General features: G+C 65.3%; 8 protein-coding genes. All 8 read left to right on the top strand.

What is annotated here, in order from left to right; genetic code table 11:
* Positions 1-377: 377 nt before the first annotated feature.
* The 8 genes from U0177_RS16070 to U0177_RS16035 are packed head-to-tail and all read left to right on the top strand — an operon-like array spanning position 378 to position 12153.
* Entirely contained in the window at positions 378-800 is a 423-nt protein-coding gene (locus tag U0177_RS16070; RefSeq protein ID WP_409571665.1) for a hypothetical protein, read from the top strand.
* 22 nt (positions 801-822) lie between these two features.
* Positions 823-1521 (top strand): CIS tube protein, encoded by a 699-nt coding sequence (locus U0177_RS16065; protein ID WP_409571664.1) that lies wholly within the window; start codon positions 823-825, stop codon positions 1519-1521.
* 17 nt (positions 1522-1538) lie between these two features.
* Positions 1539-3368, top strand: a complete 1830-nt coding sequence (locus tag U0177_RS16060; RefSeq protein WP_409571663.1) for a VgrG-related protein — start codon at positions 1539-1541, stop codon at positions 3366-3368.
* Between the two features lie 15 nt (positions 3369-3383).
* Positions 3384-3674, top strand: a complete 291-nt coding sequence (locus U0177_RS16055) for a PAAR domain-containing protein (protein ID WP_409571662.1) — start codon at positions 3384-3386, stop codon at positions 3672-3674.
* 1 nt (position 3675) lies between these two features.
* Positions 3676-4077, top strand: a complete 402-nt coding sequence (locus U0177_RS16050; protein WP_409571661.1) for a GPW/gp25 family protein — start codon at positions 3676-3678, stop codon at positions 4075-4077.
* Positions 4078-6111, top strand: a complete 2034-nt coding sequence (locus U0177_RS16045; protein ID WP_409571660.1) for a putative baseplate assembly protein — start codon at positions 4078-4080, stop codon at positions 6109-6111. It abuts the gene before it with no gap.
* Positions 6112-6126: 15 nt separating this feature from the next.
* Positions 6127-7140, top strand: coding sequence for a phage tail protein (locus tag U0177_RS16040; protein ID WP_409571659.1), 1014 nt, complete (start codon positions 6127-6129; stop codon positions 7138-7140).
* Between the two features lie 9 nt (positions 7141-7149).
* Positions 7150-12153, top strand: a complete 5004-nt coding sequence (locus U0177_RS16035; RefSeq protein WP_409571658.1) for an FHA domain-containing protein — start codon at positions 7150-7152, stop codon at positions 12151-12153.
* Positions 12154-12250 lie beyond the last annotated feature (97 nt).

Genomic DNA, 12250 nt, shown 5'->3' with positions numbered 1-12250 from the left:
TTCAGCGCCAGCTGCTGGCCCAGCAAGCGCCCACGGACGCCAGCGCCACACTCTCGGCTCACATGGCTGAGCTTGCGCTCACCCGTATTCAGCGCCAGCTGCTGGCCCAGCAAGCGTCCACGGACGCCGGCGCCACACTCTCGGCTCGCACGTCTGCGCCTGCCTCGACCCGCGTTCACCAACGGCTTCTAAGCCAGCCGGCAGTCGATTCTGCATTCGCAGGCGGCAGAGCACGAGACGGCGGGCGACAATCTGCAGATGGCTCAAACTCGTGGCCGCTGCTAGCCGATCTGTCGCACATTGTGCGGCGCTTCGCGCTAAGCAAGAGCTCAGCCCTGGCCCGGACTGATGCAAGCATCCATCAGACAGGCGCCAGCATGGTGGCCGATCAGCCGCGCGGCGCAGCAGAAAGCTCTCGGGGAGCAAGCGGCGGCGCGTATATCCCGGTGATCATGCGCTGGCTTGCAGGGCTAGCGGCACGCGGGCCGGCCGGGAGCGCCGAGAGCGAGACAGCGCCCCTACAGGCAAGCTGGAGCAACCGCCGCGAGCATGCTGCTGTGAACCTCGAAGGATCGAGCACTGCGAGCGGCGCGCTGCACCTGCTACAGCCGCTACGCGCGCCGAGCGCGAGCACGCTCGAGTCGACCCAGCCGCTCGCCACACCAGGCGCCATCCAGCGCGCTGGGCCGGGTAGCGACCAGGACACGGATGCGGCCCAGAGCATCGAAGCGCTGGCGCAACAGGTCTACAGCCGGCTGCGCCAGCGGCTGCTCGCCGAGGCCGAGCGGCTGGGCCGATGATCGACATATGCGAGGCCAAACAATGACCGATCGCTATCAGCGCGGCGATATCGCGCCAGCAATCATCAAAAATATGGCGACCAATACTGAGATCAAGTGCATGTTTAACCCGCAGGAGTATAAGCTATCGAAAAGTAATGGCTGGAGCTCGGAGAAGGCGCGCGGCCAGAATCAACCGCACGCCGAGTACAGCGGCGGTGGACCCAACTCGCTGACGCTCAACCTGGTTTTCGACACCTACGAGACTCACGAGTGGTTCGGCAATCAGGCGCGCGAAGACGTGCGCAAATACACCCAAGAGCTGTGGAAGCTCACGCTGATCAATAAATCAGGCATCGACTCCACAAACGGCCAGGGCAAACCGCCTGAGTGCCGGTTCCAATGGGGCAAGCTGTGGTCATTCGTGGGTGTGGTGACCTCAATAACCCAGACTTTTACACTCTTTCTCGCCGATGGCACGCCCGTCCGAGCCAAGATCGACATCACGTTTCAGCAGACCACCGACGAAGACGCCTACCCGCGCCAGAACCCGACCTCGGGCGGCGAGCCAAACGCACGGCTATACGTGGTGACCGAGGGCGATACGCTGGCAGGGATCGCCTATGCCATGTACCGCGATAGCACGGTCTGGCGGCATCTTGCCGAGACGAACCATATCGATGATCCGCTGGCGCTCCGCCCTGGGCAGCGGCTGCTTATTACGCCGCTCTCGCTGCAGTAGATAGCACGCACACAGCCATGACAGATATCAACGCCGAGCTTGATCTGTTCTACATCCGGATCAATGGCGACGATCTGCCCAGGTGGGCGATCACTCAACTGGACGAGGTCATCGTCGAAGATGACCTAGCCCAGCCGGCGGTGTTTACGCTGCGCTTCGAGGATGCTGAGCTGAAGCTGATCGACGGCGCGCTATTCCGGCTGGGCGACGAGATCCAGATCGCCGCGAGCGATGTGCACGGGCGGCGTAAAATCATTCTCACCGCCGAGGTAACGGCGCTGGAGCCGGAGCTGACCCAGGAGCGGATCGAGCTGGTCGTGCGCGGCTACGACCGCGCGCACCGGCTGTACCGCGGTAAAACCACGCGCACATTTGTCAAGCAGTCGTACGCCGACATTTTTAAGCAGGTCGTCCAGGAGGCCGGGCTAAGCGCCCAGGTGATCATGACCAACATGGTCAGCCAGAAGTTCGATTATGTAGTGCAGGATGCGCAGAGCGACATCGCGTTTTTACGCGAGTTGGCGTCCAGCACTGGCTACTGCATCACCGTCGACAAGCGCACCGTCACATTCGCGCCCGACAGCCAGCGCACTGCCGCCGCGCCCTTGCAGGAGTTCGGCGAGACGCTGATGAGCTTTCGGGCGCGGATCACCGTAGCGGCCCAGGCCAACGAGGTCGAGGTGCGCGGCTGGGATCCAAGCGCCAAGCGGCCGATCGTTGGCAGCGCCAGCGCGCCGAGCCAGCATCCCGCGATCAACAATGGCGCGACCGGCGGCGAGAGCGCTAAAAAAGCTTTCTCCAAGGCCGCCAAAGTGGTGGTATGTGATCGGCCAGTGCGGGATGGCCAGGAGGCTCGGACGCTCGCCCAGGCCACCCTCGACGAGCTCGCCGGAGACTACCTATCGATCGAGGCGACCTGCCTGGGCGAGCCGGCCTTGCGAGCCGGCGCGACCGTCGAGCTGCAGAAGGTTGGCAAGCGCTTCAGCGGCACCTATCACGTCACCGCCACTCGCCACGAGTACGCCAACGGCCTCTACCGCACCACGATCTATGTGAGCGGGCGCAACCCCACCAGCATCCTCAGCCCGATCCAAGGCGCCGACGAGCGCCAGCTCGTGCGCGGCGTGGTGGTAGGGGTTGTCACCAACGTGAATGACCCGCAGAAAATCGGGCGGGTGAAAGTGAAGTACCCCTGGTTCGACGAGCGGCTGGAAAGCGACTGGGTGCGAATCGCGGTACCTGGCGGCGGGGCGCAGCGCGGGCTTATGGCGCTGCCCGAGATCAACGATGAAATGTTAGTGGCCTTCGAGCACGGCGATATGAATCGACCCTACATCGTCGGCGGGCTGTGGAACCCCAAAGACAAGCCGCCCGCCGCTGCGGTCAACGGCGAGGGCCAAGTCACGCTGCGCACGATTCGTACGCGCGCTGGCCATACTGTCGAGTTTTTAGAAGATGGCCCAGCTGGCAAGGGCGCGATCGAGATCAAAACGGCGACCGGCTTATTTGTGAAGCTCAGCGATAACGACAAGCTGATTCGCGTCAAGTCTGGCAAGCACACAATCACGCTCGACGACCAGGGCATCGGCGCGGTCACCGTCACATCGGGCGGGACACTGGAGCTGACCGGCGCTGGCAGCAAGCTCCTATTTCGCCAGGGCGCGATGGAGTTGACCGGGCCGGGCGGCGCCAAGCTGGCCTTCACGCCAGCCGGGGCCGAGCTGACCGCGATGGGCAACAAAGTCGCGCTGGCAGCCATTGGCGCCGAAGTGAGCGGATCCGCCAAGCTAGATCTCAAAGCTGGTGCACTGGTCAATGTCCAGGGCGCGCTGGTCAAGATCAACTAGAGAAAGCGAAACTGTATGCCACCAGCAGCGCGTCTCACCGACCTACACACCTGCCCGGCCACCACCGGCCCAGTCCCACACGTCGGCGGGCCAATCGTCGGGCCGGGCGTGCCCAATGTACTAATCGGCGGGTTACCGGCCGCCGGACTCGGCGACCAGGCGGTTTGCGTCGGGCCACCCTCGGTGGTGGTGCGCGGCAGCGCCACAGTGCTGATCGGCGGGCGGCCGGCGGCCCGCCTGGGCGACCAGACCGCCCACGGCGGCGTGATCGTCAGTGGCCTGCCAACCGTGTTGATCGGAGGGTAGTATGCGCTCATATGACCTCATCGGATCGGGCTGGCGCTTTCCGATCGGTATTGGGCCGCGCGGTGGCATCGCCCTCGCGAGCGATGCCGATGAGCTTGAGCAGGCGATGCTGCTGATTCTCAGCACCCCCAAGCGCCAGCGGCTCATGCGGCCCGAGTTTGGCTGCCAGATCCATGATCTGCTCTTCGCGCCGCTCAATACCAGCACACTCACCGCCGCCGAGCACTATGTGCGCGAGGCGCTGGCCTGGTGGGAGCCGCGGGTCGAGATCATCGACGTGCTGGCCGATCCGGCAGCCAATGGCAACGGCGTGATCAAGATCGCGGTTCGCTATATCGTGAAGAGCACCCACGACGAGCGCTCGCTGGTGTACCCGTTCTATACAATTCCTGGGGAGCCGTAGATGCCACTGCCAAAGCCAAACTTGGACGACCGCACCTTCCAGCAGATTGTCGACGAGACGAAGCGCATGATCCCGCGCTATTGCCCGGAGTGGACCGATCACAATGTCAGCGACCCAGGAGTGACGCTGATCGAGCTGTTTGCGTGGATGGTCGAAGGCATGCTCTACCAGCTCAACCGGGTCCCCGAAAAGACCTACATCACGCTGCTTGAGCTGCTGGGTGTCACGCTGCGCCCGCCAGAGGCCGCCACGGCCAGGCTGATGTTCCGACTATCTGCTCCGGCCACGACTATGGTGCCGATCCCGCAGGGCTGCAAGGTCGGCAACCAGGCGCTCGACTCGGAGCCGGCGGTCGACTTCTACACCGACACCGACCTGCTGCTGTTTCCGGCGGAGTGCAAGGCCGTGCTTACCTCAAGCGACGGCGTAACGTATAGCGAGATCGTGCTATCGGAATCCGATGGTCAGCGGGTGTTCAGCAACGAGCCGCGCCCCGGCGAGTCGTTTTACCTGGTGTACGACCACAGCGGCGACAAAGACCTGAGCAACCATGTGCTTGCGCTACATATCGAATGCAAGCACGCCGAGGGCACCGGCGTCGACCCGACCGATCCGCCGCTGACCTGGGAGGCCTACTGCAAGCATGGCCAGTGGGTTCAGCTCGAAGTCGAGCGTGACACGACGCTCGCGCTGAACCAGCCCGGCGTGATCGAGCTCTACATGCCCCCCGATCTGAGGCGCCTGCGGCGGCAAAGGGGCACGAGCGAGATCTGGGAAGGCTATTGGGTGCGCTGCCGCTACAACCCCTCGCCGCTCAGCAACAAGTTCCGCTATAAAGATTCGCCCGAGCTGCTGAACATTACGTCGGCCACTGTCGGCGGCCTCGTCCAGGCCACCCACGCGACGCCGGTCGTCAACGAGATCCTGGGCTACAGCTCCGGCCAGCCGGGGCAGGTGTTCCAGGTGGCGCGCCCACCAATTCTGCCGCGCGTGACCGATCGCGAGATGCTCAACGACGAGGCGAATGACGACGAGGCGAACGATGACGAGGTGATCGAGGTTAGCGAAACGCCAGGGCAGTGGAAGGTATGGCGGGAGCGCGCCAACTTCGGCGCCTCCAAGCCCAGCGACCTGCATGTAGTGATCGACCGGGTGAGCGGCGAGGTGCGCTTTGGGCCGCGGATCCGCGAGCGTGATGGCCGAGCCCATCAGCTGGGCGCGATCCCGCCGCGCGGCAGCGCCATCCGCTTCCGCAGCTACCGATCTGGCGGCGGCGCCGCCGGCAATGTCGCCACCGGCAAGCTCACAGTGCTCAAAGACGCCATTGCCTATGTCGAGCGCGTAACCAACATCCGCCCAGCCACTGGCGGGAAGGATGCCGAGACGATCGAGGCAGCCCAGCTCGCCGCGCCTAAGCGGCTCGCCCGCACTCGTGCCGTCACCGCCGGCGACTTCGAGTTCCTGGCGAAGGAGGCCGCGCCCGACCAGATCGGCCGAGCCTACTGTGTCGAGCCCATCCTCGAAAATGGCCTCGACGAGCCGCCAACAATCATGCTGTACATTGTGGCCGCGGCGCAGGCCTCCGACCGCCGCCTGGACATCGAAAGCGACCTCACGCCCGACGCCGACCTGCTTGAGATTGTGCGCAACTACGTGCACAAGCGCCGCCTGCTGACCACCCGCGTGCATGTGCGCGCGCCGCAATTCAGGCCGCTCGATATCGCCGCCGCGCTTGAGATTCACCCGTCGATCAACCGGCTGGAGGCGCGGCGCATGGCCTTTGAGGCGCTCAACCGACTGATGAACCCGTTCACAGGCGGGCCAGACGGCACCGGCTGGCCGTTCGACCGGCCGCCCTACCAGTGGGAGGTCGAGCACGCGCTAGCGCGCATTCCCGGCGTGATCAGGGTGGTGCCAAGAACAATCAGGATGCAAACCGATAATCGGCCAGTTGACGAGGTCGCGCCCACGAAAGGCGTGCTGTTCGTGGCCGGCAACTTCAGTGAAATCGAGTTCAAGGTAAGGCAGCACTGAAAGGTTCAGCCGCCGATGCAAGACGCCGTGCTTTCATACTGGTGGGCGGGCGGGCAGCCGAAGATCGTCAATTTGCAGCCGGGCACCACCTCAATTACGCTGCTGCCAAGCGGTGAGTCGCGGCCGGGCACCAGCGCAGCCGCGCAGCCGCCTACCGGCACGCAGATCGTCTTTGGCGCGCCGGCCGGCGGCCCAGGCGCCCACGTGGCCGACGTGGCATATGTCGACGGCAAGTGCACCGTCACGCTATACATCGCGCGCGAGGCCGTGGAGATCGAGCCCGCCGAGGCCCATGGCGCGGAGCCGCATGCACTCGATACTGCCAAGCCAAGCGTCCAGGTGCTGGAGAATGGCGACACGCTGCGGATCAGCGCCTTCTCGTTTCGCTTCATCCAGACCAGCCGCTACCTCGCATACCTGCCCCCGCCGTTTCACGCCGAGCCGCGCGACTCCAGTGTGTCGCCACGATTCACCGGCCGCTTCCTCATGACCTTCGAGCGCATGCTCGATCCGCTGGCCATGCTGCTTGGGCAGATCGACGCCTACTTCAGCCCGCACACCGCGCCGGCCTCCATCCTGCCTTACATAGCATCTTGGTTCGACCTAGAAATGTTCGTGTCGCTGACGCCGGAGGAGCAGCGCGGTATGCTGCGCCATGCCTTGGAGATCAACCACTGGCGCAGCACACCATACGGGCTGATGCGGCACATTCAGGCCTGCACGGGCATCATACCCGAAATCGCCGAGTGGTACGCGGCGCCTGACGGCACGCCCACACCGCTTGCAAGCCAGCTGCCCACCTGGCTGCACCACCAGCGCGGACAAACCAGCCCGCCACCAAACGCCCGCGCCGGCTGCTTCTCGATCCTACTGCCGGTCACGCTGGAGCAGCCGCGATCTGGTCTTCCAGCCCCGCGGCTCGTCGAAATCGTCGACGCGATCGCCCGGCTGCACCGGCCGGTCCATAGCGCCTACGAGATCTGGGCGATCGCCGGGGGCGGCGCGGTGCGGTATATTCCGAGCGTATAGGGGCCGCCGATGAGCGATACAAGTGGCAAGACCTTCACGTTGATCATCCCTTCGCCAGCCGGACCAAGCCAGCGAGTCAAACTGAAGGCGGATGGTTCGTTTGAGAACATGCAGCCCGGCCACCAGGCGAGCAGATCAAGCGGCGTGCTGCTGATTGGCAGCGCCCAGGGCAACCATATCCGGCGCGACGACGCAACAATTTCACGCTACCACGCCCAACTACAGTTCGACAACAATGCCAAGACGTGGACGATCAGCGACCTGGGCAGCTCGAACGGTACGCTGTTCGTGTTCTTGGATGAACAGCAGCGCGAACACCGCGAGCAGGTGCCCGCAAACCGCGCCGTGCGCATGAAAGAGTACGAGCGCTGGCGGATCGAGGTGGGCAATCTCAGCATCCGAGTACTCCTCAATCGCAACGAGCAGACCGCCGCAGGCCAGCCGAGTGCGGCTGAGGCGGCACCCCAGGCATCACCTGAGGAGCCACCCGCAGCTCAGGACACGCCCTACCTGGCAGTACGCTACCCCTCCGGCTGGCAGCGTAACATCACGCTCTCGAGCACGAGCTTCAGCATCGGCGCCAGCCACGACAACGACCTACCGCTCGGCAACGACCCGGCAGTTGAGCCGCATCACGCGCTGCTCGTCTACGAAGGCCGACCCGGCGCGCAGGCTACCGACGGGCCAGGCTGGTACCTGCTCAACCTCAGCCAGATCAGCGGGACATTTCTCGACGGCCAGCCGACCGTGGCTGGGAAGCGCGCCCTGCTCAAGCCCAAGCAGGTTATCACGATCGGCGGTGCGCAGATCATCTACTGGCCGGCGCGCGAACGCTGGCTTCTACAGGTGTACGAGCCCGACCGCGAGCTGCGCGAGATCGATCTTAGTGACAGCCCATACACGATCGGCAGCGCCGCTGATAACGATTATGTCGTAGATACTAACGAGCGCCAGCCTAACGATGAGATTGCGCCCTACCACGCGCAGCTCCTAGAAACTGCCCAAGGCTGGGCGCTCTACGACCTGGGCGGCCCAAGCGGCATCCGCATCAACACACTTGGTATGCGGCCGTTCGCCAAGCAGCTACTGCGAGAGAATAGCGAGTTCGAGGTCGGCTCGACCACGTTTGTTATCATTCGGCGCGGCTCGCAGATACCACTGGAACGCCGAAAGCTGAGCATCCAGCTCGACACGCTCACGTTGTACGGCGCGATTGGCGAAACGGTTACATCGACCGTCGAGGTGAAATCAGACAAGACCGACAAGGTTGAGCTGCAGGCAGAGCTACGCTCTACGGACAGCTCGGGGCCGCCGGCGCGAACCAAAAGCTGGATGAGCATGACCTCGCGCCAGCTCAGCCTCGATCCAGGCGAGCGCAGCTTTGTCGAGCTGGCGGTGCAGATCCCGCGCGACCTCGCGCTCGTCGGTCGGAGCTACACTCTGGAAGTGATCTGTCTGAAAGGCGGCGCCGTAGCCGCCAATGCTCAGGCGGCCCTAACGATTCTGCCGCGGTTGGAGCTGCAGCTCACCCCGCGCGAGCTAAGCGCCGTCGCCGGAAGCGCAACAACCGCGCAGCTGACGATCTCCAATCACACCGCTGCTCCTGAGCACATCGATCTTCTGATCAACCCGCTCGGCGATATGCCCGCGCACTGGCTACGCTTTGAAGAAGACCCCGTGCCACTCCAGGCGGGCGAGAGTCGCTCAATCGCTCTCATAGTCCAGCCCGACCTCGTGCCTGCCACTATGGCCAAGCGGTATGCCTTCGAAGTGATCGGCCGCTCCAGCACATTGGGCGAAGCTCGCGCGCCCGGCGAGCTTGTGTTGAGCGCGCCAGTCAGCGTGCGGCTTGAACCCGGCGAGCTGACGGTCGTCGCCGGGCAGGCCATCAGTACGAAAATCGACATCGCGGCATCGCTGGATGAAGACGTCGTGCTGACGGTCGAGGGCCTGCCGGAGCAGTGGGTCACGCTGTCGGAGCGCGGCGCGGTGGCGAAGCCAGGGAGCAGCAGCAAAGCTACTCTGCTGATCCAGACCGCCTGGAGCGAAGGCATGCCCACCGGCCCGCGCCCCTTTCAGATCGTCGGGACGACCGAACGCCTGGGACGGATCGTCTCGGAGGCCACGCTCATCGTGCAGGAGCCAATTCAGCTCACGTTGGCTCCGAGCGAGCTAGCGCTGGCCCCCGGCCAGTCGGCCGAGCTGCTGATTGACATCGCCGCGCATACCGACGCGCAGGTCGACCTCTCAGTGAAAGGCCTACCCAGCGAGTGGGTCAGACTCTCGACTACGCAGATCGACCTACAAGCCAAAGACCGGCAAGCCGAGCGGCTGGAGATCCACCCGCCGGCCACCGCTCGGCTGGGCGACTACGCCTTCCAGCTCATCGGCCGAGCAGCCGGTAACGGTGTGCTGGCCCGCGCTTCCGCATTGCTGCGGCTCGTAGCTACGCCGCCCGCACGGCCGCCGCTGCTAGCGCTGGATCAAACAAACGTGACCTGCGCGCCCGGCCGCCCGGCCTCGTTTAGCGCGACGATTGTCAACGGTGGACCGACTGCGGATACGGTGCGGCTCTTATTGCCAACTGCGCTCGCTAACTGGCAGATACCGCCTCTGCCGGAGGTCCGTCTGGCGGCTGGCACCAGCCACGAGGTCACGATCACGCTTGAGCCGCAGCCTAAGCTGCCGCCCGGCACCTACGTGCTGCCGGTGCGTGCCGAGTCGCAGTGGCTCGGCCAGGCCGAGCTGGCGCTTTCGGTCGTCGTGCCGCCGCGCGCGGGCGTGCGGCTGCGCACCAGCGCGCTGCGCACCATGCCGGGGCAGCCCACGACCACCGAGCTTGAGGTGCGCAGCGAGATCGCCGACGATCTTCAGTTCGCGCTGGTCGGGCCTGTCAAGAACTGGGCGAGGTTCGAGCCGGCGCTGGTGCGGCTAGCGCCCGGCCAGACCGAGATCGTGCAGCTGACGATCACGCCGCCAGTTGAGCACGCCGAGGCGCTCGGCAGCTATAACTTCCAAATACTCGCGCGCGGGCGCGTCGCTAGCCAGGAGGTCGCCGAGGCCGAGCTGACGGTCGTCGCGCCACCGCAGGTGCTGCTCGACTCTCAAATGCTAGCCGTCGCGATCGGCCAGCAGATCACCTGCGATATCACGGTCACCAGCAACGCCGATACCGACGACCTGGTACTGCTATCAGCTGAGCCCGATAAACCAGTTGGTCGGTGGGCCACCTTCTCCGAGGCTCGTCTGTCGCTGCCGCCGCGGGCGACCCGCCAGGTACAGCTAAGTATCACCATACCCCGCCGCGCGACCGACAGCGCCGGCAGCTACCCGCTGCGCCTCGTCGCGGCGGCATACCACGGTGGCCGTACGGTGGTGGGCGCGACTCTGAACGTGCTCAAGCCTAACGAGCTGCGGCTTGACTCAAGCGCGCTCACGACCGCAGCCGGGCAATCGATCGCGACCACGATCAGCGTCACCAACACCGGCGCCGAGCGCGACTACGCAACCCTCGCGCTGGAGGGGCCGCCGCGCAACTGGGCCTCGTTCACGCCCCCAACGCTGCAGCTGGAGCCGGGTGAGACAGGGCGCGCCACGCTCACCATCCAGGTGCCGCGCGAACCAGAGGGGCACGCCGCAGTCTACGACTTCGCGGTCGCCGCCACTTGGGAGCGCTCGCCGGCCCGCCCCTACCGCAACGCCACCCTAACGATCGCCGAGGCCGCCTCAACCTCCGAAGTTGAACAGCTGCGCCGAACCAGCATGCTCAGCCTACTGCTCTCGGAGCAGGCGCTGGCCACCGAGGCCGGCCAAACCGCTACCGCGACACTCGTCGTCAGAAACCTGTCGCGGATTGTCGACCGGGTGAGCTTCTCGGTGCGTGGCATCCGCGAGGATTGGGTCAGCTTCGCGCCGTCGAGCGTGGCGCTGCTGCCGAACGACACCAGCGAAATCACCATGCAGATACAGCCACCGCGTGATTGGAGCAGCAGCGCCGGGGTGCATAACTTCACGGTGCTCGGCATATCCGAACACGACCCGCACGCCGAGGCGCTCGCGCCGGCCGCGCTGCACATCAGGCCGTTCAGCGAGTTCACGCTCGACATGCAGCCGCGCCAGCAGACGCACTGGCGCCGCGGCCGCTACAATCTGCGGATCGTTAACCACGGCAACTACGGCCAGGCCTACGACATCGGCGGACACGACGAAGAGGAGCAGGTGTTGATCGACAAGCCGGCGCTGCGGCCGGTGCTGGAGCCGGGCGCTCAGCGGAGTATTCCGATCGAGGTGACAGCACGGCGCTGGCTGTGGTATGGCGTGCCGAAGATTCACAGCGTGACGTTCCAGGTCGCTCCACTTGGCAGCGCGAGCGGCGGCGAGGCGGTTGCGGTTGCGCCGCGTCAGGAGCAGGCGGCGCGCTTCATCCAGCAGCCGGTATTCTCGATCGGGGTCGTGCTGCTCTTGGGGCTGCTGCTGCTGGCCCTGCTGGCGCCGCTGATCATGGCCTACTGGAACCGCGCGCTCGCGCCGGCGCCGATCGCGCTGCTCCGGCCCACGGTGCCGCTGGTCGAGCCCTCGCCTGTGGCAACCCGGCTGGTCTTCCTGGTGCAGACCCCCATCCCAACCACTGCTCCGACCGCCGAGCCGCCGACCCCGGCGCCCCAGCTGGTGACCGTGGTGGTAACGGAGCAGGTCATATCGCAGGTGGTCGTGACAGCGCCACCGCAGCCGACAGTGGCGCTGCCCACCGCCGCGCCGCCCGAGCCGACGCCCACCAGCACGCCGGCGGCCAACGCGCTATGCGAGCGGCGCGCGCCGATTGAGCTGCGCGGATCGGGCACACCCGCGCGCGGCGTGCTGCTGTACTTTAATGGCCGGGCAGTCGCCGGCACCACGGTGGGCAGCGACGGCATCTGGTCGATGCTGCTAAGCCTGAGCGATGAGTCGCCGCGCACGGTGGTGGTGCGCGACCGACTCACCCAGGCGATCCTATTTCAGAAGACCTGCGCATAGCAGTAGGATCTTCGCTTGCGTGTTTTTTGCCTGCCCCCTTCAGCTAGGCTCAGGGCAGGCCTCGGCAGGCTCGGGAGAGCCGGCAGCTGTTCTGCAC

The sequence above is a fragment of the Kouleothrix sp. genome (genome assembly GCF_046328425.1).
GTDB lineage: Bacteria > Chloroflexota > Chloroflexia > Chloroflexales > Roseiflexaceae > Kouleothrix.
The sequence above is the reverse complement of the archived record's forward strand: the minus strand, read 5'-3'. Positions and strand labels throughout refer to the sequence as shown.